At 57.1% G+C, this 24,662-nt stretch carries 21 protein-coding genes; 16 read left to right on the forward strand and 5 right to left on the reverse strand.

Going from position 1 to position 24,662, the window contains the following annotated elements:
* The first annotated feature begins 47 nt into the window (after positions 1 to 47).
* The 4 genes from M4951_RS22045 (at position 48) to M4951_RS22060 (ending at position 3,698) form a co-directional block, all read left to right on the forward strand.
* Positions 48 to 1,067 carry a rod shape-determining protein gene (locus M4951_RS22045; protein ID WP_262023765.1) on the forward strand — a complete coding sequence of 340 codons (1,020 nt, stop codon included), beginning with the start codon at positions 48 to 50 and terminating at the stop codon, positions 1,065 to 1,067.
* 125 nt (positions 1,068 to 1,192) lie between these two features.
* Complete coding sequence (locus M4951_RS22050; RefSeq protein WP_262023766.1) at positions 1,193 to 1,630, forward strand: universal stress protein; 438 nt, start codon at positions 1,193 to 1,195, stop codon at positions 1,628 to 1,630.
* 50 nt (positions 1,631 to 1,680) lie between these two features.
* Positions 1,681 to 2,157 carry a hemerythrin domain-containing protein gene (locus tag M4951_RS22055; protein WP_262023767.1) on the forward strand — a complete coding sequence of 159 codons (477 nt, stop codon included), beginning with the start codon at positions 1,681 to 1,683 and terminating at the stop codon, positions 2,155 to 2,157.
* 149 nt (positions 2,158 to 2,306) lie between these two features.
* The gene (locus tag M4951_RS22060) at positions 2,307 to 3,698 is read left to right on the forward strand and encodes a chemotaxis protein CheW (protein ID WP_262023768.1); all 1,392 of its coding nucleotides are present in this window, start codon (positions 2,307 to 2,309) and stop codon (positions 3,696 to 3,698) included.
* 104 nt (positions 3,699 to 3,802) lie between these two features.
* Here M4951_RS22060 and M4951_RS22065 read toward each other — a convergent pair whose 3' ends face one another.
* Positions 3,803 to 4,246, reverse strand: a complete 444-nt coding sequence (locus tag M4951_RS22065; protein ID WP_262023769.1) for a response regulator — start codon at positions 4,244 to 4,246, stop codon at positions 3,803 to 3,805.
* Positions 4,247 to 4,454: 208 nt separating this feature from the next.
* On the opposite strand from M4951_RS22065, the gene M4951_RS22070 reads away from it, so the two are divergent.
* Together M4951_RS22070 and M4951_RS22075 are read left to right on the forward strand one after the other, a co-directional pair.
* Positions 4,455 to 7,520: a YCF48-related protein gene (locus M4951_RS22070; protein ID WP_262023770.1), complete on the forward strand. Its 3,066-nt coding sequence runs from the start codon at positions 4,455 to 4,457 to the stop codon at positions 7,518 to 7,520.
* 15 nt (positions 7,521 to 7,535) lie between these two features.
* Positions 7,536 to 8,492 (forward strand): hypothetical protein, encoded by a 957-nt coding sequence (locus tag M4951_RS22075; protein WP_262023771.1) that lies wholly within the window; start codon positions 7,536 to 7,538, stop codon positions 8,490 to 8,492.
* Positions 8,493 to 8,500: 8 nt separating this feature from the next.
* Here M4951_RS22075 and M4951_RS22080 read toward each other — a convergent pair whose 3' ends face one another.
* Together M4951_RS22080 and M4951_RS22085 are read right to left on the reverse strand one after the other, a co-directional pair.
* Positions 8,501 to 9,985 (reverse strand): oligosaccharide flippase family protein, encoded by a 1,485-nt coding sequence (locus M4951_RS22080; protein ID WP_262023772.1) that lies wholly within the window; start codon positions 9,983 to 9,985, stop codon positions 8,501 to 8,503.
* Positions 9,985 to 10,827, reverse strand: a complete 843-nt coding sequence (locus tag M4951_RS22085) for a glycosyltransferase family 2 protein (protein WP_262023773.1) — start codon at positions 10,825 to 10,827, stop codon at positions 9,985 to 9,987. Before M4951_RS22085 ends, M4951_RS22080 begins: the two co-directional genes overlap by 1 nt.
* A 123-nt stretch (positions 10,828 to 10,950) precedes the next feature.
* Here M4951_RS22085 and M4951_RS22090 point away from each other — a divergent pair, with 123 nt between their 5' ends.
* From M4951_RS22090 to M4951_RS22120, 7 genes are all read left to right on the forward strand, one after another.
* Positions 10,951 to 11,760: a carbon-nitrogen hydrolase family protein gene (locus tag M4951_RS22090; RefSeq protein ID WP_262023774.1), complete on the forward strand. Its 810-nt coding sequence runs from the start codon at positions 10,951 to 10,953 to the stop codon at positions 11,758 to 11,760.
* A gap of 633 nt (positions 11,761 to 12,393) precedes the next feature.
* Positions 12,394 to 13,125, forward strand: coding sequence for a 2-amino-4-hydroxy-6-hydroxymethyldihydropteridine diphosphokinase (gene folK, locus M4951_RS22095; RefSeq protein ID WP_262023775.1), 732 nt, complete (start codon positions 12,394 to 12,396; stop codon positions 13,123 to 13,125).
* A gap of 12 nt (positions 13,126 to 13,137) precedes the next feature.
* A complete protein-coding gene (gene panC, locus M4951_RS22100; protein ID WP_262023776.1) occupies positions 13,138 to 14,019 on the forward strand; it encodes a pantoate--beta-alanine ligase in 882 nt (293 codons plus the stop codon).
* Positions 14,020 to 14,052: 33 nt separating this feature from the next.
* On the forward strand, positions 14,053 to 15,387 hold the full coding sequence (locus M4951_RS22105) for a prolipoprotein diacylglyceryl transferase family protein (protein ID WP_262023777.1): 1,335 nt from the start codon (positions 14,053 to 14,055) through the stop codon (positions 15,385 to 15,387).
* Between the two features lie 430 nt (positions 15,388 to 15,817).
* Complete coding sequence (locus M4951_RS22110) at positions 15,818 to 16,543, forward strand: RNA polymerase sigma factor (protein ID WP_262023778.1); 726 nt, start codon at positions 15,818 to 15,820, stop codon at positions 16,541 to 16,543.
* 112 nt (positions 16,544 to 16,655) lie between these two features.
* Complete coding sequence (locus M4951_RS22115) at positions 16,656 to 16,862, forward strand: CDGSH iron-sulfur domain-containing protein (RefSeq protein ID WP_262023779.1); 207 nt, start codon at positions 16,656 to 16,658, stop codon at positions 16,860 to 16,862.
* Positions 16,863 to 17,104: 242 nt separating this feature from the next.
* Positions 17,105 to 18,031, forward strand: coding sequence for a hypothetical protein (locus tag M4951_RS22120; protein ID WP_262023780.1), 927 nt, complete (start codon positions 17,105 to 17,107; stop codon positions 18,029 to 18,031).
* A gap of 88 nt (positions 18,032 to 18,119) precedes the next feature.
* On the opposite strand, the gene M4951_RS22125 is transcribed toward M4951_RS22120, so the two are convergent.
* Positions 18,120 to 18,608 carry a hypothetical protein gene (locus tag M4951_RS22125; RefSeq protein ID WP_262023781.1) on the reverse strand — a complete coding sequence of 163 codons (489 nt, stop codon included), beginning with the start codon at positions 18,606 to 18,608 and terminating at the stop codon, positions 18,120 to 18,122.
* 164 nt (positions 18,609 to 18,772) lie between these two features.
* Positions 18,773 to 19,405 carry a response regulator gene (locus tag M4951_RS22130; RefSeq protein ID WP_262023782.1) on the reverse strand — a complete coding sequence of 211 codons (633 nt, stop codon included), beginning with the start codon at positions 19,403 to 19,405 and terminating at the stop codon, positions 18,773 to 18,775.
* A 404-nt stretch (positions 19,406 to 19,809) separates the two neighbouring features.
* Between M4951_RS22130 and M4951_RS22135 the strand changes: the two genes are divergently transcribed.
* The 3 genes from M4951_RS22135 to M4951_RS22145 all read left to right on the forward strand — a co-directional run bounded on the left by M4951_RS22135 (position 19,810) and on the right by M4951_RS22145 (position 24,527).
* A complete protein-coding gene (locus tag M4951_RS22135; RefSeq protein WP_410050445.1) occupies positions 19,810 to 21,192 on the forward strand; it encodes a sigma-54-dependent transcriptional regulator in 1,383 nt (460 codons plus the stop codon).
* Between the two features lie 185 nt (positions 21,193 to 21,377).
* Positions 21,378 to 22,784 carry a sulfatase-like hydrolase/transferase gene (locus M4951_RS22140; RefSeq protein WP_262023784.1) on the forward strand — a complete coding sequence of 469 codons (1,407 nt, stop codon included), beginning with the start codon at positions 21,378 to 21,380 and terminating at the stop codon, positions 22,782 to 22,784.
* Positions 22,785 to 22,841: 57 nt separating this feature from the next.
* Entirely contained in the window at positions 22,842 to 24,527 is a 1,686-nt protein-coding gene (locus M4951_RS22145) for an FAD-dependent oxidoreductase (protein WP_262023785.1), read from the forward strand.
* Positions 24,528 to 24,662: the final 135 nt, after the last annotated feature.

A 24,662-nucleotide genomic window follows, 5' to 3' on the forward strand; every position in this document is an offset into this window, starting at 1 on the left:
GGTCCATCCGGACCGGCCGTTTTTTATTGCGCTGAAAGGATTCGGGCATGATTCGGCTCTCGCGCCAATGCCTAGCGATCGATCTTGGCCCGGCCAGCACGATTATTTGTCGCGGCGACGAAGGAATCGTCCTGGACGAACCAACTGCCGCGGCGGTCCAGACTAGCACCGGCCGCATCTTGCATCAGGGCGCCGCGGTCGGACGACTTGCCCAAGCGCTGCGTGATCGGACTCCCAGCGAAGTCGCCGTTTCCTATCCGCTAGCAACCGGGCGCGTGGCCGATCCGCAGATTTGCCAGGCGATGATGCGGCAGTTTCTGCAGAAGTGCACAACTAGACGCTCTTTTTTCGGTCCGCAAGTCATTTGCACCGTTCCGAGCGGCGCCACCATGGTCGAACGAGCGGCGCTGATCACGGCTTTACGCGGCGCTGGTGCGGCACAGGTTGGGCTGATTTTACGCAGCGTCGCCGCGGCGATCGGCGGTGGAGCGCCCGTCTTAGAAGCAACCGCCGCATGCACTTGCGAGATCGGCTCGACGCAAACCGATCTTGTCGCGACCTGCTTGGGGGAAGTGCTGGCCGAGCGCCGATTGCCGATCGGCGGCGACACGCTGGACCAGGCGATTGTCGACGCCGTCCGCACCGATTTCAACCTCCGAATCGGATCGAGTCAGGCGGCGACCCTGCGGACGGAGTTTGGCTCCGCGTATGCGCGTGAAGAAGAAACAGCGCTCGAAATCCATGGTTCCGATGGGATTACCGGAGCTCCCCGCACCTCCCAAATTACTACGCAACAGCTGCGTGAAGCAATTCAAAAGCCGCTCACCGAAATCGCACTTGGAATCCGTGAATTGATTCAGCCGTTGGCGCCGCAGCTTGCCGGCGACCTGGCTCAGCAAGGCGTCTTGCTTTGCGGCGGGCTGTCGCTGACGCCGGGAATCGCCGCTTTCTTTTCTCAAACTGTTGGCGTTCCCTGTCGCACGGCGAGCATGCCGCGCGAAGCGGCTGCGTTGGGCGCTTCTATTGTCGCTGCTGATTCTGATCGCTGGCGAGGAATTCTGCTGTAGAATAAATCATCGTTGGCCATTCTTGTGGAGCCGGCGCCTACATCAGGTGCGTCAATTTGACGCACGAAAATCGCTTACGTTCCTAGCGCAACCGACGTACAGTAAATAGAGAAGGAGACGCAGCCATGAAAATGAACAAGATCCTCTTTCCGACTGACTTTTCGCACTGTGGCGACGCTGCGATGCGTTTAGCGACAGCGATCGCCAAAGACTTTGGAGCCACGATCATCATCGTGCATGTCGAAGAGCCGCCCACCTCTTACGGCGGCGGCGAAATGTACTACGGCATGATGGAACCGTCGCTCGACGAAGTGAAAAAGATGATGCACGAAGTTCGGCCTACGGACGCCGCCGTACCATGCGTGCATCGTTTAATCAGCGGCGATCCGCCGCATGCAATTCTCCGCCTAGCGGAAGAAGAAAAGGTCGATTTGATCGTCATGGGAACACATGGACGGACAGGGTTTTTGCACTTACTTATGGGCAGCAACGCCGAAACGATCGTTCGCAAAGCAAAATGCCCAGTACTAACTTTCCGTCAACCCGACAAGGTTGCGGAGTAGTTTATTGCTCGCCGCCAATTGCAAGTCGTAGCGACGAGCCAAGGAGGCGTATGATGACTGGTAACTCCTATCTCAACTGTAGCGACGAAAGTATTCGTCGCCATGTTCGCGAAGAACATCGTCAGATCAACGCAGAGCTCGACAAACTCTTCGCTTGCTGTCTGGGCGAACAGCATGGATGCGATTCGCAGACCGACTGGAAGAAGATCCGCGAGCGTGTCCATCACTTGCGGGAAAACATGGCCCATCATTTCCGTGAAGAGGAAGAAGGGTCTTGCTTGGATGAAGCGGTGGCGCGACGAACGACGCTGGGGCCTGAAGCTCGCGAGATCGAGCGAGAACATCCCGAGCTTCTAGCGGAATTGGACGGATTGATCTCTTGGCTCGACGATGAGCCGCCGCTGGAAACGACGCTGCAAATCGCGCGAACGCGCCTCAACGCGTTCGCCGAGAATTTGCAGAGACACGAAGTCCGCGAAGACGCATTGATTCGCCGCGGCGTCGGCGGATTTGGGGAGGACGACTAACCGCACCGATCCATTTTGCATCTTACGTCAATCGCAACATTCCTATCGATTAGGCAGGCTGGCCAAGATTCGTCAGCCTGCTAGCAGCGGCATGCCGATCAATGATAAGGGAGATCTCCGCTTTTGTCCCCTCCAACGATTGAACGCCGATGCCATCCGTAAGCAACATTCTGCTGCAAAAAGATATCTTGCTCGAAAGCGGCACTAACGAGCTGGAGATTCTCGTATTTTCCGTTGGGCGATTTACCTTTGGCATTAACGTCGCCAAAGTGCGCGAAGTCTTGCCTCGCCAGGCGATGACCGCGCTGCCGCAAGCGCATCACTCGGTTCTCGGCGTTTTTCAGCTGCGAAATAATGTCGTCCCCTGCGTTTCGCTGCGCAAGCATCTGCAGATCGAAAGCGATCCAGGCAGCGACCAGCAGATGATCTTGACCGATTTCAACCGGATGCAAACCGCATTTACGGTCGATGCGGTGGCGAGAATTCATCGCATCAGCTGGGAAAAAATCTTGGCTGTGCCTGCGGTGATGGCGACCGGCAGCACTCCGGTTACCGCCGTAGCGCAGATTGACGGCAAACTCGTCTCCATGCTCGATTTTGAAATGATCGCAGATCAGATCACCGAGAAAACCTTGCGGGAAGACGCCGTCTCGAACCCGCACCAACTGCCGCGCGAGCAATTGCGAATCGTCGTCGCCGACGACTCGGTCACCGTACGTCAAGCGATGATTGCGATGCTCTCTGGCAGCGGCTATACGCAAGTTCATCCATTTGAAAATGGACGCCTCTGCTGGGAATGGCTCGAAGCGCAGTGGAAAGCGAAACAAAACCTGGCCGAGATCGCCGACTTGTTGATCAGTGATGTCGAAATGCCGCAGATTGACGGCTTCCATCTGACCAAACGCGTCAAGGAGCATCCCGGCCTGGGACAACTGCCGGTTCTCCTTTATTCGTCGATCGTCACGCCCGACAATGCGAAAAAAGGGGAAGCGGTCGGCGCCGACGCACAGATCTCCAAGCCAGAACTTCATCGCGTGGTCGCGATCGCGGATGATTTAATCTTGCGCCGGAGCGGCAATTCGCCTAGCGCTGCGTCTGTCGCGAAAACGGTAGAACCTCCTCCTGCAGCAAAACCCCCCGTGTCGCCGCCTCCGCATCAACCGACCGCGAGCGAAATGCACGATTCGAGCATCCCCTCAGGTAGTTTGCTAGAAACGTTTCGCGTCGAACTAGGAGAACGAACCGACGAATTGCGAGATTGGCTCGCTCGTAATTCAACCGACAGTCGAGCGCTCTTACGCACGCTGCACAGCATCAAATCAGCAGCCCAAGTAGTCCCCATCCACGACGTTAGCCACGCCGTGCATCAGATGGAAGAGGTCGTGCTCAGCAACAAGCAAGAGACGGCGGCCATCGTCGGTCCCCTCTCGGAACTGGCCGATTGGCTGCATGATCTCTCCCAAGATCGCGAACAATTCGCCAGCCTGCTGCCGTGCGGCCCCAAATTTACGACGACGGTCGATTCGCAGAGCGGCGTCTAGCTCGCTCAACGCCGATTGCCGAACTTCGACAAATCGCTTAACAAACGCGCAAGAAAACAGGGACGATCAATCGTCCCTGTAACGCATCTTGGCGATAGTTTGATTTAGCTGGCGCCAGCGGTCGTTTTGCGACCTCGCAGCGCAGTCTGCCAACGGATAAACCGCTCCAGCTCTTGATCGACCAGTTTGATCAACTCATCTTTGTTCAACGGTTTGAGCAGAAAGTCCGAGGCGCCGTTTTCGATCGCTTCGGTAACGCGATCCCATGAAGAATGCCCTGTCAAGAAAATCACTTGCGTCCAGGCATTGCGACGCTTGGCGAAAATTAGCATTCCCATCCCGTCGATGTCGGGCATCTCGATATCACTGATCAGCAAGTCGCAGCAATTTTGATCCATCCATTGCTGCGCTTCGTGAGGATCCGTAAACCCCCACAAATTCAATCGCTCATCAAAATGATTCGCCAAAACTTGCAGCAGAAGACGTTTCATGCTTGGATCATCATCGACGACCACGACGTTCAACTTGCGAACCGATTGAATTGTCATTTTGAAATACTCGCGAACTTGACTCAGAAACCTTCCCCGTAAATGTAGGCCAAAGATTTCACCGCCGTCTGCGAATGCGGTGAAGTTGCGTCCGAACCGCAAAGGAACCGATCGGGCAATCGCTACAGTCAGTCTGGCCCCGATTCTCGGCATCCTCTAAACTAGCGGCGTTTTCTCCTTTTAACCTGCTAGCACTGAGAGTCCAAGGATGGACATTCGCCACCGCCGAACATCCGTTTCGATTGCATCAATCGTCGCGATTTTCCTCGTCACGTCGGTTTGGGCTGCAGCGAATTACTCGGGGGACGCGTCGCTGCACGATGTCCATTTCCAGAATCCCACAATGGGTTTCGCCGTGGGAGATCACGGCGTTATTTGGAGCACGCACGACGGCGGTAGCCATTGGGAGCAAATCCCCTCTGGCGTCGACGTTTCATTACAAGCAATTTCTTTTGCGGACGCCCAGCGAGGCTGGATCGTCGGCGGACAAATCACCCCCTACAGCCGGATTTCGCGGGGGGTCGTGTTACGCACAATCGACGGCGGTCGCTCGTGGCGAGAGATCTCCAATCTCGGGGTTCCTTGTTTGCATGACGCTGCCTTCGCCGACGCCAACCATGGTTACGCCGTGGCCGATCCGTCGCCGATTTACCCGTCCGGCTTATTCGAGACGCGTGACGGCGGCCGTAGTTGGCGCCCCCTTTCGATTGATAAGCCTCACCCTTGGCGATCGCTGGCGCTGCTTCCCGGAGGAGGCGTGCTCTTGTCCGCTGCGGATGGCGCGACCGCCTGGTTTGATGAAGGAGTGTATCGCGAATCGATTCCGGCTGATCAGAATCGCCGCACGCATCAAGTAGCACTCGATCCGCAAGGTGCGACAGCGGTCGTCGGCGACGCGGGCCTAGTGATGTCAAGCATCGATCGCGGCATCTCGTGGACCTCTCGCACTAGCAACTTGCCAGGCGTGACAGGGCGACAATTCGACGCTCGCGGCGCTTCGGTTACCGGCGATCGGATCACGATTGTCGGTTCGCCTGGCTCGCTGGTGTTGACCTCGCAAGATGGCGGCGCCCACTGGGAAACGTCCCCGACCGGAATTCGGACGCCGCTCAACGCGGTGACCTTTGTCAATCCAACCAATGGTTGGGCGGTCGGATCGCTCGGTACGATCCTTACGACCACTGACGGCGGCGCTAGTTGGTTTGCGCAACGTCGGGGAGGCGAGCAAGCGGCGCTGTTTGGCGCTTTCCGCAGTGGAAAAAAGCTGCCCTGCGAAGCGTTTAGTCGTCTCTCGGCCGCCGAAGGATATCTGACCGCGGTCGAAATAATCGGTCGCCCTGAGACGTCGTCAGCGATCGAATTGCAATATACCGATCAGATTCGAGCCGCCTGCCTGCAGTTGGGCGTTAGCGACACCGATTATGCCGCAAGCTTTCCTTTGCCAAGTGACAAACTAGGGCTCGATGGTCACAAGATCGTCGAACTCTGGAATCAAGCGAACGACGGCGCCGCGTTGAAACGAGCCGAAGAACGCATGGTGCGACAACTGCGCACCTGGCGACCACAGGTCGTGCTGACTGAATACGCCGATCCGCGTGGAACCGACGCAACCGGTTACCTGATCAATCAAATCGTCCTCTCGGCTGTTGAGAAAGCGGCCGACTCCAATGCCTACCCCGATCAGCTAGAATCGCTTCGTCTGACGCCTTGGCTGGTGAAAAAAGTCTTCGCAGCGCTCCCGAAGGGACAAGACGGCGCGATCACGATCACCGGAACGCAAATCGCGCCTCAATTGGCGATGTCCTTCAACGAACATGCGACCGCGGCACGCAGCTTATTGCATGACGAGGAAACCCTGGCGCCTGCCGCGATCTCGTTTGAGCTCAACCGCAACGCATTGCAAAGCGAGTTTGGCGACCGCGATTTCTTCTCTGGCATTCCGCTCGACTCTGGCGGAGTCTCCCGCCGCGCCGAACGATCGCTTGCTTCTAGCAATCTCGACGAACTCCGACGTTTGGCGCAACGCCGCCACAATGTGCAGCGAATCGTCGCTTCGGCCCGCTTGCGCCCCAACGGTGGTGCGGCCTGGATTGCTCAACTAGGTGATCTGACCAGCGATTTGCCCGGCGATACCGGACCACAAACGCTATACCAATTGGCGATGCATCAGCACGCCGGCGGAAATGGTCCCATGGCCGCCGAAGTCTTGTCGGCGCTGGTCGATCGATTTCCGGATCATCCGTTAACCGAAAAAGCGGTCGCTTGGTTGTTAATCTTCTACGGCAGTCGCGAAGTCGCCGACCGCTTCGCTACGGCCGATGCGACCGCAGAAGCGGCTCCGTTGGCTGCGGAAATTCACCCCACGTCGGTCACTCCGGCCGCCGCCTTTTTACCGACCGACAAACCGTCCCAACCAGGCTTACTCTCGACCGGACCAGCCGTCTCCATTGGTCGAAATTTTTCTCGCACCGCCGCTGAACTGGCGCAAGAATATAGCCGCCGATATCCCCACGTGATCGCTCGCCCGGAAGTTGCGTTTACGGTGTCGCGAGCGCTCAGCAGCGAAGGCTCGGGCCGCACTTCTGAAAACCTGTTGCATCGTCTGGTCGGACGAGGTGAGAACGATCCCTGGAGCGCGTGTGCACAGTCCGAGTTTGTCCTCGGTCGAAACGTTGGTATTCCGCCCAAATCGATCGCGATGTGCTTGCTAGTCACGTCGCCGCCGAAATTGGATGGAAGACTCGATGACGAAACCTGGAAACATTGCAAACCGTTCGAGTTGAACAGCCCCAAGCGTGACGACTCGAAGTGGCCAGCCGCTGTTTTTCTGGCCTACGATCGCGAGTACCTTTATTTCGCGATCCGCGCCAAACATGCGCCCAGCTCTAACTACACGAACAAGCCGAGCGGACAGCGTGCGCGTGACGCCGATCTCGCAAAACGGGATCGTTTCGAGTTATTCCTCGATATCGATCGCGATTACGCTTCATACCACCGTCTTGCTGTGGACTGGTGCGGTTGGACAAACGAATCGAGTTTCGGCGATCCGACCTGGAATCCGCAATGGTACGTTCAAGCGGACGACGCCGCGGGCATCTGGACCATCGAAGGAGCCATCTTACTGACCGATTTGGCGAAGACGCCGCCGACGTCAGGCGATACCTGGAGCATCGGTCTGCAACGCATCGCCACCGGCAGCGGATTTCAAGCGTGGACCATTCCCTCGGATCCTGAAGTGGCGCCGGCCGGTTTTGGTCTGCTCCGTTTTCAATAGCGACGAGCGTATCGTATGGCATGGCGGATCGGCGTCGACGAAGCAGGCTACGGCCCCAACCTAGGTCCGTTGGTCATCGCCGCAACGGTCTGGGAAACGCCAGACTCACTTTCCGGCGACGATTTGTACGAGGCGTTCGGCGAAGTGATCGCCGCCGCAAAATCTTCCTCGCGCGATACGCGTCTGCTGATCGCCGACTCCAAGAAGCTGTTCACCGCCCAAAAATCGCTCGCGCCGTTGGAACGGGGAGTGCATACCGCGGCGAAACTTATCCAACGCGACGTCGGTTCGTTGCGCAATGCGCTAGCCCATCTCGGCCAAGCGGGGCCTGACCGACTTTCGTCGATCCCCTGGTTCGCCGAATTTGACCGCCCTTTGCCCCACGCTATTTCCACAGCCGAAATCGACCGCCTAGCAGCCCCTTTGCAGGAAACGTTCGACAAGTCAGGCGTGCGTCTAGTTGATGTTCGCGCTGCGTTGCTCTTCGCCGGCGAGTTCAACGAGCGACTACGCAGCGGAAACAAAAGCCGAGTCCTGTCCGAAACGACGCTTCGCCTGGTTCGTGATCTTCTTCCGCAAGAGGCGGGCGATGTGACGATTGTTTGCGACAAACATGGGGGACGAGATCGCTATGCGCCGCTGCTGCAAGAAACCTTTAGCGACTCGCTAATTGGCGTTCGCGAAGAATCACGGCGGCGGAGTTGCTACCACTGGCGACGTGAACAAGGAAACTGTCAGATCGAATTTCGTCAGGGAGGCGAAGAGTTCCTGCCGGCGGCGCTCGCTTCGATGAATGCGAAGTATTTGCGCGAGTTGACGATGGAAGCGTTCAACGCGTTTTGGCGTTCGCACGATCCGCAGCTTCGTCCCACTGCCGGATATCCGGTTGACGCCAAGCGTTTTCTGCAAGAGACCGTCGCGCTGCGAGCCGAACTACAGATTGCTGATGACCTACTCTGGCGACAAAAGTAGCGCCGGCGTCAGTCGTTTCTCATGCGGTGCAAGAGCCAACCAATTTCACCGCGGGCAAGCGTCATATACGCGATCGCCCCAAACAGGATCGTCGCGATCAAGTTGACAATTGGTGGCGATGGCATGAAACGAATCAGCAGTATTTGTAGTCCCAACGTAAGCATCCCCATCACGATTGCAGCCAAAATCGACGGCGCCATGGCCCATGCGATTCGCTTTCCATCGGCATCGCTTACCGTAAAGCAGTACGCCAGATAGAAGGGAGCGAGCAATAACGTGCTTGCGGCGTAAGCAATCGCCAGACTGATCGTTTCCGACAGTTCTCCCGCAAATTGTCGCGAGACCGCAATCGCGATTACATAGCCGACGGTCAATACGCAACCAACGGCGGCGGCTCCCAACGCTAGTCGTTTCGCGTGTCCTACGGCCGCCAGTAAGCTGCCGCAGATATTGATCAAGCCTTGTGCGAGCGCGGCGAGGGCCATGATCGAGAGCAACATGCCGGCCGTTTCCCACTCGGGACCGCCAAGAACGACCATCCCGTTTTGTCCGACGACCGCCAACCCAGCGGCGCAAGGAGCCATGACGATCGCGGCGAAGCGATAGAACTCGGCGGCGGTGTCGCGGAAATGGCTCGGCTGATCACGCGTAGCGGCTAGCGCCGGCAACATGGCGGAAGCGAGCGGCGCGGTGGTCAGATAAACCGGCTTCATCATCTGGTTGTAGGCCTGACTGTAATAGCCGATCAGACGCTGGCCCGCTTCAGTATGACCGATCAGCACGGCGAGTATTACCTTGTCCAGGTTCTGCGCCGCCGCAAACAACAGCCCGCTCAGCGTGTAGTAACCGCCAAAATGAAGCAAGGGAGACAAGCTGGGCTCTCGCCGCGGAACGTCGGGGCGCCAAGGTTCAATCCACCAAACGCCGATCGTCAGTAATCCCAACTCGACGTATTGCTGCGCCACCAGCGCCCAGATTCCACCGCCGGCTATCGCGATCACAATTGCGACAACGCCAGCGAAGAACTGCGCCGAGAAGCGAGCGATCGCCAACTCACAAAGTCGCAGACGCTTTTCGGCCATCGCTTGATGCTGCGTAAAGAGATTGGCGGCCAGCGACGTGCCGGACATCGCCAGCGCTGGGGCAAGCAATCCCGGCGCGGCGTAAAAGTAAGTAATCGCCGGAGCCAGCGCCGCTGCGACCAACGTCAGCACAGCGCCTGCGGCGATCTGCATCCAGAACAGAGCCGACGCTTGCGACTGCGTTAGATCTCGCTGCTGCACCGCCGCGATATTCAACCCCAACGTACCGACGCTGCGCAATAGCAACGTCACTGGCAAGATCATGCCGAGCAGACCAAACTGACTGGGATCAATCAGGCGGTAAAGAGCCGCCAGTACGATGATTGAAACGACTTGGCCTGCCAACTGCAGGCCGATGACCGCGCGGGCGCCGCGACGGACTTGTTGCGAAAGTTCGTCGGACGGATTCATCAATATCGGATCACGCACCAAAGAGCGCGCAGGCCGTCGCGCCAGCCAATCTTTTTCCCTTCAGCATAGGTGCGGGGGAAATAGCGAATCGGAACCTCACGCAGCTTCAGACCGGGAATGCGCGAAAGCTTGGCGGTCAATTCCGGCTCAATGCCAAATCGCTTTTCTCGCAAGGTCGGACCGATCTTCTGAATGATCTCACGACGGAAGACTTTGTAGCATGTCTCCATGTCGGTCAACAAAAAATTGGTGAATAGATTCGACCACCAGGTCAATACTTTGTTGGGGAAGTAGTGCCGCACGCGCGGCACGTTGCGCGCACCGGGGATAAACCGACTGCCGTAGACGACGTCGGCGCCTTCCATCACGATCGGTTGTAACAGGGCGCGATAGTCGTCGGGCGAATATTCGAGGTCAGCATCTTGAATAATCACGGCGTCGCCGGTCGCTTCGACAAATCCGGTTCGCAGCGCGGCGCCTTTGCCCTGATTCTTTTCGTGGAAAATGATCTTCAGATCGGACTGATCACGCCAGGTGTCGAGCATTTCGCGCGTGCCGTCCTGACTGCCGTCGTCCACCAAAATGATCTCGCAACGGACTCCGTTGTCACGGATCGCGGCGATCAAATTGGGCAGGGTCTCGACTTCGTTGTAGACCGGTACGACGACCGACAGCACGAAATCATCCGGCAAGCGGTAGACCGCTAGTTGGCGGCAAGCAGCTCGCCCTAGCAGTTGCGTTAAAAACTCAACCCGAACGTCCTCATTTTCGCAAAGCGATTCGAGCAATTCGCGCACCGGGCCATTATCGGCCGTCGCAGGCGACTGAGAAGAAGTGCTCATGCGGCGCAGGCTTTCCTTCGTTGGATTCGGGGTTAGTTTTAGTATAACACGCGTCTGCGGCGCCGGGCGGAGCCGATTTTCGAGTTCTCGCGCCGTCTGGCCCCTTTTTTGAGGATTTTCGCGATGTCCGATCACTGGATTGCAGCCGCTGTTCAAATGAACGCCGGCGAGGACAAAGAGTTCAATCTGCAAACCGCCGAACGGCTGATCGCCCAAGCCGCCGACCAGGGGGCGCAGCTGGTCGTACTACCCGAGTTGTTTAACTATTTGGGCCGCTTGGAAAACTTGGCCGAACATGCAGAAGCGATTACCGGACCAACCGCGAGCCGCATGCGAAAAGCCGCGCAGAAACATCAGATATATCTGGTCGCAGGCAGCTTCGCCGAGCGGAGCGAAACGGAAAGTCGCGTCTCGAATACAAGTCTGATCTTCGATCCGCAAGGCAAACAGGTCGGCGTCTATCGCAAGATTCATTTGTTTGACATCGACTTGCCGGACGTGCACGTGCAAGAGTCGGCTTTCGTTGCGCCGGGCAACCAAGTTTCACTCTGCCAAACGCCGCTAGGTGGCGTCGCCCAAGCGATTTGCTACGACTTACGGTTTCCCGAAATGGCTCGCTCCTTCGATCTGGAAAAAGTCGCCTGTTTGGCGCTGCCTGCGGCTTTCACCGCGAAAACGGGCGCAGCACATTGGCAAGTTCTGGTCCGATCACGTGCGATCGAGAATCAGCTTTTTCTGATCGCCGCCAATCAATATGGTCCGTATGCCAACGGGATTCAAAGCTATGGGCACTCGCTAATCGTCGATCCGTGGGGAACCATCTTGGCGGAAGCTGGCGGCGACGCTGAAGAGGTGATCACGGCGGAAATCTCGTTGGAAAAGCTGCGCGAGGTTCGTCATCACATGCCGGCGCTGCGTCATCGACGCTTGTAAATCGTGATCACCGCTACGGCGAGACTTGTCCTGATGGGATGGCAAGTTTATCGCGTATTTGCGATCGACTTGAGATTGGACTGCACGTTTTGTGAAACAAAACCAGCGGTTTACTCCTAGCTATACGACCATTTTGAATGCCGTCCAAAAAACATTTTGCTAGGTTGCTTGACAATTCGTCTCGCCTCCAGAAAATGGTGCCTTGTGATGACTGAAACCTTTAGCGGATGTTGCTCGTTTTTCCTTTCGACTTGCTGCTAACCGACTCACTGGACCTCCTCCAAGTCGCTCTGACGCATTCGTCTTCGCAGCGAAAATCGCGATCTCAATCGTGTGATACTGCGCGCTGACATCCGATTGAATCCCGGCAAAACTTCGCTAACTACTAATTGATACTAACTGCAAATTTGCATTGCCCCGGCTGCGTCTGGCGAATGGAATCTCCGCAAGAGGACGCACTCAAGCCGGTTGCAAGATAGGGCGTGAAGGGCGACGACTGACTGGAACGATTGTCGACTTCAGTGTGGAACGGATGCCCCCTTTATGCTTTTTGTTTTTTGACGGCAATACGCCAGCGCCATATCGCGTTAAAATTGGAGTTTCCCTCCAAGCCTTGGTCTGGATGTGCGGCGTATGCCTGACTCTTTGATTGCTTTGGGCGCCAATCTTGGCGATCGACGACAAACGCTCGACAGCGCGATTGCGATGTTGCGCGAGACTCCTGGCGTCGTCGACTTGCAAGTCAGTCCCTATCACGGCACTACGCCGATCGGCGGGCCTGACGGTCAGCCAGAGTTTCTCAATGCGGCCGCTCGGTTCTTCACCCATCAATCCGTCGAAGAAGTCCACGCTCGACTGATCGAGATCGAGCAAAACCATGGCCGCGTTCGCATCGAGCGCTGGGGCGCACGACGGTTGGACCTTGATCTCCTGCTGTTTGATCAGCAAAGGATCGATACTGCGTCGCTGGAAGTGCCTCATCCGCGGATGACTTTTCGCCGGTTTGTCATGGAGCCAGCCGTTGAAGTCGCCGCCGACATGCGGCATCCTATTTGTCAGCGAACGCTCGGAGAACTTCTCGAGCATTGGAATGCCGCCGATCCGGTAGTGCGCATCGTCGCGTCCGACGACGCGGCGGTCGAAGCTTTGATCGAGCAAGTTCGTCAAACCACCGACTTTCCGATCCTGCGAGACGATCCCACAACGGCCAGCCAAGAGTCGAGCCTGCTTGTCTTTTGGCAAACGCCGGAAAGTATTTGCAGCCTACGACGACCACATGGCCCCTACCTGCCGATTCCGAGCGCCGATGTGGAAGCGGCCGCGACTGAGATTACCGCGGCGATCGCCGCGATGAGGTCGACCTAAGCGAAATTCGTGATGAACAACTCACCAATCCAAACGCCAGAACTAATTCACTCGCCCAAAGAGATTCGGGCCAAAGTCGTCGCCGCGCAAAAGAGCGGGCTGACGGTTGGTTTCGTGCCGACGATGGGCGCATTGCACGAGGGACATCTCAGCCTGGCCGGCCGCGCCGCAGCTGAATGCGATATCACGGTCGTCAGCATTTTCGTCAATCCAATGCAATTTGGGCCAAGCGAAGACTTCTCAAAATATCCGCGCACGCTGGACAGCGATATCGAATCGCTTTCGCATTATCACCCAGTCTGGGTTTTCGCACCGGAAGCGGCCGATATGTATCCGCCGGGGATTTCGACCGTCGTTTCGCCCCCCAGCGTTTCGTTGCCGCTGGAAGGAGTCTCACGACCGACGCATTTCGCCGGCGTCGCGACCGTGGTGCTGAAACTACTGAATATGGTTCCGGCCGATATCGCCTATTTTGGCCAGAAGGACTATCAGCAAGCTTGCGTGATTCGGCAAATGGTGATTGACCTGAATGTGGCAACCCGAATTGCGGTTTGCCCGATCGTGCGTGACGACGACGGCCTGGCGATGAGTTCACGCAACCGCTATCTATCGCCGGCGGAACGAACTGCCGCGTTGTCAATCTCCCGCAGCTTGCGCGTAGCGACCGAACGCCTAGAAGCTGGGGATCGCGACGCTGATTCGATCGCGGCGGGAATGCGCGCCGAGATGCATGCAGCCGGGATTCGTGAGATTGATTACGCAATTCTGGCAAATCCACAGACGTTGGAAACGCTACAGACAGCGACCGACACAGTCGTTATTCTGATTGCTGCACGCGTCGGCGGAACGCGTCTGATCGACAATTGCGTCGTGAGTCTCTCGCCGACCAACTAGCACTTCCTTCCGCCGCGAGAGAGAATCGGCCACGTGCGCCAAACTCTATTTCTAATCCCGAAAGAACTGTTCGGACTGCCGCTGGCAGGCTTCGGCTGGCTGCTGATCGTCTGGTGCGTCGTTTCGGCCGTACTGCTGGCGATCCTTGCGCGCAAGCAGGGCTGGAACAAGGATACCGCCAGCTATCTGCCGATGATCATTATCGTCGCAGTGGTGATCGCATTCGGTTTGCCGATGTTCGTCGCGCAGCACAATGGAATTCCGATCCGCGGCTATGGAGTCATGCTGCTGGCGGCAGTCGTCGCCGGCGTCAGCTTTGCGGCGCATCGTGCGCAAAAGATGGGGCTGCATCCCGATGCGATCTATTCGCTCGCTTTTTGGATGTTTATCCCCGGCATTCTCGGTGCACGCGTCTTCTTCGTCATCGAGTACTGGAACGAATACTTCTACATCCCTGGCGATTGGAAGGCGACTTTCTTTAACGCGATCAACTTTACCGAAGGGGGTCTGGTCGTCTACGGTTCGTTGATCGGCGCGATGATCGGTTTCGCCGCGTTTTGCTATCGTCATCGGCTGCCTGCTTTGGCGCTGGCCGATTTGATCGCGCCCAGTTTGGTGCTGGGACTTTGCTTGGGACGCATCGGATGCTTGCTGAACGGCTGCTGTTATGGCGGCGTTTGCGAATATCCATGGGCGATCCCTTTCCCGCAAGGGAGCCCGCCGTATGAGCGACAGCTAGAGACGGGGGAGTTTTTCGGCGTTCGCTTGACCCAGAATCCTCGCGGCGAAATTGCCATCGGTTTGATTCGCCCTGATTCGCCGGCTGCGGGACAATTGCTCACCGCCGGAGATGTCATCGTCGAGATCAACGGCGAGCAGCCGACCGCCGGAGCCAACAGTCGCGGCGAAGTGGTTCCTCCGCTCGTTACAGCACAACGCCTAGTCCTGCAGGCGTCTCATGAAGGCATTCTGCGGCTGCGAAAAGCGGATGGGACGATCGTCCGAATCTTGCTGCCGAAAGCGCCTGCCTGGAGCGTTCCGGTCCACCCCACTCAGATTTATGCTAGTATCAACGCGCTGTTGCTCTTCATTGTCGCGGCGCTCTACTATCCGGTTCGCCGTCATGACGGCGAAGTGATCGCGCTGACGCTCGGCATTTATTCGATTACGCGATACTTGCTCGAGTTGATTCGAACCGACGAACTCTCGTTCGCCGGCACCGGTTTGACGATCTCGCAAAACGTCAGCTTGGCGATCTTTGGCCTGGCCTTGGTGGTGCTGATTTACCTGCGTCGCTCTCCACCGCATACCGTCTGGCCGCTAAAATCAAGCGAACCGGCAATCAGCGGCAAAGCGGCTCGCAAGTAACTGGAAGCTCGTTACTTCACCTGCTCGAGACGCATTCGAATGCGCCGATTGATTGGGCCCTGAGCGTCCTCGCCGCAACAGGCGACAAGCTAAAAAAATCGAAGAATTCTTCGGTCGCGTTAATTCACAAACTTCCGAAATTAGCATTGCGCGTATGACCAACTCCGGCAGGGCCGAGCCCGCGCAGACGCCCGAATTTGACGAATATACCAGCGTTTTGGCAGGCGTACCGTAAGCTGAAACGCCAAATGACGTCACAACCGTTCCAGCCGGTCCGGTCGTGCGCGTATCGGCCGGTGCGTGGAGCCGCTCTATTCGACGCCAAAAGAAGCAGCCGCCCAGCCCATGGCTGACTGTCTACCTCTGTTTGCTCTTGGGATCGTCCAACGCGATCTGGAGTAATCGACCACGACGCTGCGAACTCCTCGTATTGTCGGCTGGTTTGGAATACGATGAGCAATACGCTACTCGCAGCTTTGCGTGCGCGTTAATGGGGCTTTTCCGAATACTCGTCACGACGGCGACCAGCAGCGCCGTCATCCGCGACCTCCCTCTCGATCCGCTCACCACTTGCGCATCATTCGTGGACGATAGCCAGCTTATCGAGCAAATTCTCTCCGGCGACACTGCGTCGTATGCGCTGCTGGTGCGCAAATATCAGGACCGGCTCTTCAACACGCTGATTCACTTTCTCGGTTCACGAGAAGACGCCGAAGACATCGTGCAAGAGTCGTTCGTTCAGGCCTATCTGAAGCTGGCGACCTTTCAAGGGAACAGCCTGTTCTATACCTGGCTTTATCGCATCGCGTTCAACGTTGCGGTCAGTCATCGCCGGCGCCGTAAACCGGTTTACTCGGTCGACCTGGGACGCGAGATCGCCGGCTGCGAACCGGTCGACGGTGGAGCCGGCCCCGAACAACGGATGCAGCGGCACGAGAACGTCGAGCAAGTCCGCGCTGCGCTGGAAACCCTGAGCGAAGAGCATCGCTCGGTGTTGGTCCTGCGCGAATTGGAAGGCTTAGAGTACGACCAGATCGCCGAAGTGCTAAACACCCCCATCGGCACGGTGCGCAGCCGTCTTCATCGCGCCCGAGCGCAGCTTCGCGATCATCTGCATAATCTGATTCCTGAAGACCAACGCGAAATGTTGCCGTAGTCGATCGCCGACGAATAACCGGACGCCGCGCAGACAGTCTGGTTCGACTGCGGTAGAATTCAGCAGCGTAAGGCCTGCTAGGACTAGGTCTCGACTTTCGAGGATAGGGAATATGTCGGAAACGAAGATTCGCGTGCGTGACAACGGCCCGTTTTTGGTCGAAGGTCCAATTACGCTCGAAGACGCCGATGGCAACACCTACACCATCGACAAGCCGACGATCGCGCTCTGCCGCTGCGGCCATTCGGCCAATCGCCCGTTTTGCGACGGCGCTCACAAGGGTTGCGGCTTCGAATCCAGCGAACGCGTCTCCAGCTAGGCGCTGCGTCGACGCTTGGTCGACAACTTATCCCCGACGCCGGCGGCAACTTCACGGCGATTTCTTTTTCTGGAAACCGTGTCCTCAAAACGGTTTGCCGTCGTTGCGATGAGATTTGGCGAACAATCTCGCTGCGCGCCCCGTTTTCTAGCTATCGGCAGGCGCCTAGAATCCAACCCGCTTCAGTTGATCAACCGCTTTTTGGCGGCGCTTGCAGTCTTTTAACCGAGGAATCTCAGGGCATGGAAGAACAATCGCCCGAATCCCCATTGGATTCGATCGAAGCATCGGCGGCGGACTTTAACGATCAGGAAATCTCATCGGAAGAAGTCGCTCGTCTTAATACGGTCTCGCAACCCTACGTCGGTCAATGGAACTCATTGGTCTCGACCACCAATTGGGAAAAAGGACGCATCATCGGACAGTGGCGCACGTCGTTGACCGAACAGAACGCCCCGGCGACCGAATACTCGGACGAAGCCTGGGCGAGCCGTGTCGGCTCGGTCACCGGCCAACATGTCGGCCGCCTGCGGCGCGTCTACGAACGTTTTGGCGATGTCCATGAGAAATTCGAGAAACTCTTCTGGAGTCACTTCCAGGCCTCGATCGACTGGGAAGACGCCGAGATGTGGCTGGAAGGCGCCGTCCAAAATGGCTGGTCGGTCGCTTCGATGCGCAGCCAGCGCTGGGAGACGATGGGTAGCCTAGAAGGGGACCGTCCCCGCGATGAGGATATCGTCGTCACCGAGTTGGACGAAGACTTTGAGCCGCATGCCGAAGGGGGCGATTCGGAGTTGAAGGGAAGCCTCGGCGACATCGAACCGCATGACGGGATGCCGGTTCCGGAAGGTCCCGACTTTGGTGATGAGGATGCCCCTGGCGCGGTTCCGCGTGAGGTCTCGCAAAACGGAGAAGGGGACGAAGCGGCGCCGGAAGAACAACCGGCCCTGGTCAAACCGTTTACTGAGATTGGCCAACTTCCTGAGGACGTGCTTGATGCGTTCGATGCAATGAAGCTGGCGATCATCCGCCATAAAGCGGCTGGCTGGTCCGAAATCAAGCTGGAAGAAATGGTCAGCTGCATCGAGTCGCTGAAAGTCCTGGCCAGCGCTCCTAGCGGTGAACCGGTGACCAAACCGCGCGTCGTCAGTGAAGCCGCTTCCGAATAACTCGGATAGAACCCAAGAACGTGAAGAGGCGATTCCTGACGGAATCGCCTCTTCTGTTGCGCTGACGTAACGCGTTGGCTTGACTTACCTATTCAGTCGTCGCTGACTTTGTCTTTTCGATGCGGCCGAAAAGATGCCCGCTCACTTCTCCGTGCGTCCAAGTCCCGGCATATTTGTCGCCATCGATCACGACATGAGCGCTGAAGGTGCCGAGTCCCGGAATCGCGACATCCTCCAGCGTGATCACCGGAGTCTTCCCGGCCCATTTTACTTCGAGCGGCATCGGGATGACCGCGTCGTTTTCGCCATACTTCACCCGAGCGTTGAACAGCCAGAGATCTCCCTCCTCTAGCTTATGGACGCTCCGGATTTCATAGCGTTCTTCTTTCGGAGGCACGTCGCGACCAACCACCGTAAACTTACCGACCAGCGTGGCGCCGGTCATTCTCTCTGAGAACTTTTCAAATAGCGCCTGTTGCTCAGCACTTGGCTCCACGTCTGTGGCGACAGCGACGGTCGGCGCACAGAATGCGATCGCAAACGGGAGGAAAAACAGTAGGGCAGTGGAGCGCGTCATGATGTGCGCCTCTCAAGGGGATGCAAAGCGTTGGGGAAACATAAGCGGCCAGTTGGGCGGCTGTTTCCATTTTGGCCATTTTATCCCGGTCAGGCAACGCGCAAAAGAAAAGACCGCCTTAGGGAAGACGGCCGCTTAATATTTCTGTCGCTCGTTGTCTGGCTTTAGACCAAGCCGCGTCGAACCGCCCAAACGGCAGCTTGCGTGCGATCGGTTACATCAATCTTGCGCAAAATGTTTTGCACATGTTCTTTGACCGTTTCGATGCTAATGGTCAACGAACGACCGATCTCTCGATTGCTAAGTCCTAGCGCCAGATGTCGCAGAACTTGCATTTCACGATTGGTAAGCGGAATGTCGCTATGCTTCGCCTCTTGACGCTTGGCCATCGCGCCGCGAACGCGATTCATGAGGCTGTCTTCGGCGATCGGGCTATCCGAGGCGGCGTTTTCGATCGCGGTGACGATCGTTTCACGCGACGAACCTTTGAGCACGTAATCATGAGCGCCGAGTGCGACTCCCCGAGCGATGTAGGTCGGGTTGTCGTAGGTCGAAAGCATGACGACGCGGGTATTGGGAGACTCTTTTTTGATTTTCTCCAACGCCGCCAAACCATCGGTGTCAGGCATGCGGATGTCCATCAGAACGACGTCCGGTTGATGGGCGAGCGCTTTTTCAACCGCTTCGCTACCGGTGGAAGCTTCGTCCACGATGCTGATTTCAGTCCCCTTGAGCAGACTGGCTAGTCCGCTGCGAACCACCTCATGATCGTCCGCAACAACGACGTTAATTCCCATTTTTTCTACTCCACAACATTTACGAGCGGTGCAACTACCTGCATGCCTAACCGCGACCTGCGGGACTTGTCCAAGATTGGGCGATAAGTCCGCGAATGCCCAGTCAAACATTAGTTGGCTAACTACAGGATATCTTAACGCGGAAGCGGCAAATAGCTAGTGCTTTCGGCGGGGTGGTGGACGATTTGCGGCGTACCACGCCGTAATGGGGGCCTAAAATGGCCAAAAACAGGCATTCGGTTCGTCCAACCCGCAGGATAGTGATTACCGCAGTGTTGCGTTTTTGCATCGGTGCGTTGACTTCCGGCAAGACGTGACCTAGATATCTCTGGCGGCGCCAACAAAAGATTCGCCCTGTAAGCAAACCCTCTGGTCGCCAAACTCCCGCCAAGTATCAAAGTGAAATCATGAGTCAGCCTCAAATACTGTTGGTCGACGACGATCGTCACGTGCTCGATTCGATGGGCATGTGGCTGCGCGAGATCGGCTATACGGTCACGACATCTCCCGGCTATCACGATGCAGTCGCTCAACTGGCGGCACAAAAGTTCGACCTAGTGCTCGCTGACGTCCGTTTGCAGGATGGCGACGGGTTCGAATTGCTGCGTCACATTCGCAAGGCGCAGCCGGAACAGACGGTCATCTTGATCACCGGCTATGGCACCGCTGACGACGCGGTCGAAGCGATTCGCCTGGGCGCGTTCGACATGCTGACCAAACCGCTGATCGATCGCGAATTGGAAATGGCGATCAGTCGCGCCTTGTCGCAACGTCAGGTGCTGGCCGAAAACGAAAAACTGAAAGAACAGCTCGATCTGCGCTACGGTCTGGAGAACATCATCGGGCACGACCATCGCATGCTGAAGATCTTCGACATGGTCGACAGCGTCGCCGATACCCGCGCCACGATCTTGATCACCGGCGAAAGTGGAACGGGTAAATCGCTGTTGGCTCGTGCGATTCATCGTCGCAGCAATCGTCGCGAAAAACCGTTTGTCGAAGTCGCCTGCGGAGCGTTACCGGAAACGTTGCTCGAAAGCGAACTCTTCGGCCATGTCGCCGGCTCATTCACCGGCGCGACGACCGACAAACTTGGTAAGTTCAAACAAGCGGACGCCGGTTCGATTTTCCTCGACGAAATCGGCACCGCGCCGCAAAGCATGCAGGTCAAATTGCTTCGCGTGTTGCAGGAGCTTCAATTTGAGCCGGTTGGCGGCAATACGACGATTTCGATCGATACCCGCGTCATCCTGGCGACCAACGAAAATCTGGCGAATCTGGTTGAACGCGGCGTGTTTCGCCAAGATTTGTTCTACCGCGTAAACGTCATCAACTTAGAATTGCCGCCGCTGCGTCAACGCATGACCGACATACCACGCTTGGCGAATCACTTCCTGGAAGAAGTTCGCCAAGACACCGGTCGTCAGATCCGCGGCTTCACCGAAGAAGCGATCTCGGCGCTGCAGCGATACCAATGGCCCGGCAACGTTCGCGAACTGCAAAACGTCGTCGAACGTTCGGTTCTGCTGTCGAAAAACGAGATGATCGGTCCCGGCGAATTGCCGGCCGCAATCGCGTCCGGAGCCCCGGTTTCGGTCCAGCGAACCAATGGCCGGACCTTGAAGGAAGCGCTCGAAGCTCCGGAACGTCAGATCATCCTGGAGACGCTCGAGTCGAACGGCTGGAACCGTAATCTGACTGCCGACGAATTGGGCATCAACCGCACGACGCTGTATAAGAAGATGAAACGACTGGGGCTGGAAGATCTAGCCGGCACGCATCACTAAGCGTTTTCCAACGAACCATCGAAACCAGGCCGCAGTCATTGCGGCCTGATTTGTTTCTTGGCTCAATTGCTGGATTCGCCTCATTGAATCGGCGAAAATGTTTTTCTTGAGCCGCGGTGATGCTCCGTGATATCATGCGGATTCCGCTCACACCGCATTTCTCCCTTTCTCACCGATCCTCGCCCATGTATTCGACTCGACTGATCACGATCGTCTGCGCGCTGGCTTCCGTGTCGCTGGTCGCCAATGCCCATGCCGCCGAAAAAAGCAAGCATCCCCCCAACATCGTCTTGATCGTTTCCGACGACCAAGGCTTCGCCGACCTCAGTTGCATCGGCGATAATGGATGTCGCACGCCGCGTCTGGATCAGTTAGCCGCAGGCGGAACGCGGCTGACCAGTTTTTACGTTTCGTGGCCTGCTTGTACTCCGTCACGGGCATCGCTCATGACCGGCCGCTATCCGCAGCGCAACGGCACGTACGACATGATCCGCAACGAAGCGCCCGACTATGACTATCTCTACAAGCCGGAAGAGTACGCCGTCACCGCCGAACGAATTCTCGGCACCGATGTTCAGGAAGTTTTTCTCGCCGACGTCTTGAAACAGTCCGGTTATGCCAGCGCCGTCTTTGGCAAGTGGGACGGCGGTCAATTGAAACGTTATTTGCCGTTGCAGCGCGGTTTTGATCAGTACTACGGTTTCGCAAACACCGGCGTCGATTACTTTACGCATGAGCGTTACGGCGTGCCGTCGATGTTTCGCGACAACCAGCCGACCGAAGAAGACAAGGGAACTTATCTGACCGATCTCTTCGAACGAGAAGCGATTCGCTTTATCGACGAGAATCACGATCGCCCTTTCTTCCTCTACTTGCCGTTCAACGCACCGCACAGCGCCTCGAACCTGGATCGCTCGATCCGCGGCTTCGCCCAAGCGCCGCAAGAATACCTGGATCACTTTCCCGGCGGCGAGGGCAAAAAAGAGAAACGTCGCCAAGCTTATTTAGCGGCGGTCGAGCGAATGGACGAAGCGATCGGCAAAGTCGTGGACCAGCTTCAACAGCATCAGATCGCTGACAACACTTTGATTATTTTCCTCTCTGACAACGGCGGAGGAGGAGGCTCGGACAACTCCCCCCTGCGCGGCGGCAAAGCGAAGATGTTCGAAGGAGGCAATCGCGTCCCCTGCATCGTTCACTGGCCCGGCAAAGTTCCGGCCGGCAAAGTCAGCGACCAGTTTCTCACATCGCTCGAGGTCTTTCCGACCGTTGTCGCAGCGGTCGGCGGCCAACTTCCCGCTGACGTGATCTATGACGGGTTCGACATGCTGCCGGTCTTAAACGGCGCAAGCTCGCCGCGTGAAGAAATGTTCTGGAAACGTCGGGGAGATGTCGCAGCCCGGGTTGGCGATTGGAAATGGGTCAACAGCGCCGCCGGCAACGGATTGTTCAATCTCGCCGAAGATATCAGCGAGAAACAGGATCTCTCCAAAGAACATCCCGAAATGCTCGCCAAGTTAAAAGAGCGGTTCGCCGCTTGGACCGCCGAAATGGAAGCGGCCGAGCCGCGAGGCCCCTTCCGCGATTTCTGATTGATTCTCCCACCCTCGCTGCGTTCCCCGCTTTCACTTCTCCCGCCTGGTATCCTCATGACTCTTGATCGTCGCTCCTTTCTTGCCGCCGCCAGTGGAATCACTGGCGCGATTTCTTTCACTCCCTGGCTTTGGGCTGGTCAAAATCGTGAACGGGCCGCCGACGTCGCCATCATCGGCGGCAGTCTGGGAGGATGTGCTGCGGCGATCGCCGCATTGCGGCGCGGCCTGACCGTCGTCATGACCGAAGAGACCGATTGGATCGGTGGGCAACTGACATCGCAAATTGTTCCGCCGGATGAGCATGCTCATATCGAGACCCACGGCGCCAATGCGTCCTATCGCAAATTACGCAACGACATCCGCGACTATTATCGCCATCACTATCCGTTGACCGACGCCGCGAAGCATCAAACGAACCTGAACCCCGGCGGCGGCAGCGTTTCGCGTCTTTGTCATGAGCCGCGCGTCGCGTTAGCCGTTCTCAACAAGATGTTGGCTCCCTATCTGAAAAGCGGCAAGTTAACGTTACTGCTCGAACATGTTCCGGTCCAAGCCGACATGCAAGGAGATCGCATCTCCAGCGTGACGGTGCGTTCGCTGGCTAAAGGGAGTGAACAAACGCTGACCGCGCCTTACTTCATCGATGCGACCGAACTGGGCGATCTGCTTCCGTTGACCGGTAGCGAATACGTCACCGGCGCCGAGGCGAAAGCCGACACGAAGGAACTACATGCCGCCGACGTCGCCGCTCCGGCCAATCAACAAGCGTTTACCGTTTGCTTCCCGTTGCAATACGTCGCCGGCCAAGACTATGTCGGCGATAAGCCGGCCGACTATGATTTCTGGCGCGACTATGTTCCCGCGCTCACGCCTCCCTGGTCGGGCAAATTGTTGGATCTGAGCTATTCGTCACCACGCGACCTGAAGCCGAAAAAACTTGGCTTTGATCCCTCTGGCGCCGCGACTCCCGGCTCGCTCAATCTTTGGCTTTATCGCCGGATTCTCAATGCGGCGAACTTTGTCCCCGGATCGTATGCAGGGAGCGCCACGTTGGTCAATTGGCCCCAGAACGACTGCGTGTTGGGCAACTTGATCGATGTTTCTGAGGCCGAAAAGCAAAAGCATATCGCTCAGGCGAAGCAACTGAGTTTGTCACTCTTCTATTGGTTGCAGACCGAATGTCCGCGCAGCGACGGCGGCGCGGGGTTCGCTGGTTTGCGTCTGCTGCCAGAGATGACCGGTACGACTGACGGCCTGGCCAAGTATCCTTATGTTCGTGAGTCGCGGCGTATTTTGGCCGAAACGACGATCACCGAGTTGCATGTCGGCGCCGAGCAGCGATCCGCGATCACAGGGCGATCAGGCAAACAGCTAAAAGCAAAGTCGTTCGCCGATTCGGTCGGCGTCGGTTCGTACCATATCGATCTGCATCCCAGCAGCGGCGGCGACAACTACATCGATTTCGCCTCGCTACCGTTTCAAATTCCGCTGGGAGCGATGATTCCGCGGCGCGTCGAAAATCTGATCCCGGCCTGCAAGAACATCGGTACAACCCATCTGACCAACGGCTGTTACCGTTTGCATCCGGTCGAGTGGGGCATCGGCGAAGCGGCCGGTTGCTTGGTCAGTTTCGCGCTGGAGAAAAAAGAGTCTCCGCGGGGAATTCGGTCTCTGCCCGACAAGCTGGCTGATTTCCAACGTTCGCTCACGACAGAGGGAATCGAGCTCGCTTGGAGCTAAGAACAATATCGTGCCAACACGAAAACTAGCTAAATCAATCTCAGAAAGAGGGCTGATAATCTGCTTAATGACTGATTTCCCAGAAAATTACCTTTGTGTCGTTTTCAAAGTTGTCCTAAGACGCTGGCGCAGCAA

The sequence above is a fragment of the Blastopirellula sp. J2-11 genome, assembly GCF_024584705.1.
In the GTDB taxonomy this organism is placed as follows: Bacteria; Planctomycetota; Planctomycetia; order Pirellulales; family Pirellulaceae; genus Blastopirellula.

What these genes read in the sequence shown, in the direction of transcription:
- M4951_RS22045 (WP_262023765.1), top strand. Translation starts at nt 48, where the DNA reads ATGATTCGGCTCTCGCGCCAATGCCTAGCGATCGATCTTGGCCCGGCC.
- M4951_RS22050 (WP_262023766.1), top strand. Translation starts at nt 1,193, where the DNA reads ATGAAAATGAACAAGATCCTCTTTCCGACTGACTTTTCGCACTGTGGC.
- M4951_RS22055 (WP_262023767.1), top strand. Translation starts at nt 1,681, where the DNA reads ATGATGACTGGTAACTCCTATCTCAACTGTAGCGACGAAAGTATTCGT.
- M4951_RS22060 (WP_262023768.1), top strand. Translation starts at nt 2,307, where the DNA reads ATGCCATCCGTAAGCAACATTCTGCTGCAAAAAGATATCTTGCTCGAA.
- M4951_RS22065 (WP_262023769.1), bottom strand. Translation starts at nt 4,246, where the DNA reads ATGACAATTCAATCGGTTCGCAAGTTGAACGTCGTGGTCGTCGATGAT.
- M4951_RS22070 (WP_262023770.1), top strand. Translation starts at nt 4,455, where the DNA reads ATGGACATTCGCCACCGCCGAACATCCGTTTCGATTGCATCAATCGTC.
- M4951_RS22075 (WP_262023771.1), top strand. Translation starts at nt 7,536, where the DNA reads ATGGCATGGCGGATCGGCGTCGACGAAGCAGGCTACGGCCCCAACCTA.
- M4951_RS22080 (WP_262023772.1), bottom strand. Translation starts at nt 9,985, where the DNA reads ATGAATCCGTCCGACGAACTTTCGCAACAAGTCCGTCGCGGCGCCCGC.
- M4951_RS22085 (WP_262023773.1), bottom strand. Translation starts at nt 10,827, where the DNA reads ATGAGCACTTCTTCTCAGTCGCCTGCGACGGCCGATAATGGCCCGGTG.
- M4951_RS22090 (WP_262023774.1), top strand. Translation starts at nt 10,951, where the DNA reads ATGTCCGATCACTGGATTGCAGCCGCTGTTCAAATGAACGCCGGCGAG.
- folK (WP_262023775.1), top strand. Translation starts at nt 12,394, where the DNA reads ATGCCTGACTCTTTGATTGCTTTGGGCGCCAATCTTGGCGATCGACGA.
- panC (WP_262023776.1), top strand. Translation starts at nt 13,138, where the DNA reads ATGAACAACTCACCAATCCAAACGCCAGAACTAATTCACTCGCCCAAA.
- M4951_RS22115 (WP_262023779.1), top strand. Translation starts at nt 16,656, where the DNA reads ATGTCGGAAACGAAGATTCGCGTGCGTGACAACGGCCCGTTTTTGGTC.
- M4951_RS22120 (WP_262023780.1), top strand. Translation starts at nt 17,105, where the DNA reads ATGGAAGAACAATCGCCCGAATCCCCATTGGATTCGATCGAAGCATCG.
- M4951_RS22125 (WP_262023781.1), bottom strand. Translation starts at nt 18,608, where the DNA reads ATGACGCGCTCCACTGCCCTACTGTTTTTCCTCCCGTTTGCGATCGCA.
- M4951_RS22130 (WP_262023782.1), bottom strand. Translation starts at nt 19,405, where the DNA reads ATGGGAATTAACGTCGTTGTTGCGGACGATCATGAGGTGGTTCGCAGC.
- M4951_RS22140 (WP_262023784.1), top strand. Translation starts at nt 21,378, where the DNA reads ATGTATTCGACTCGACTGATCACGATCGTCTGCGCGCTGGCTTCCGTG.
- M4951_RS22145 (WP_262023785.1), top strand. Translation starts at nt 22,842, where the DNA reads ATGACTCTTGATCGTCGCTCCTTTCTTGCCGCCGCCAGTGGAATCACT.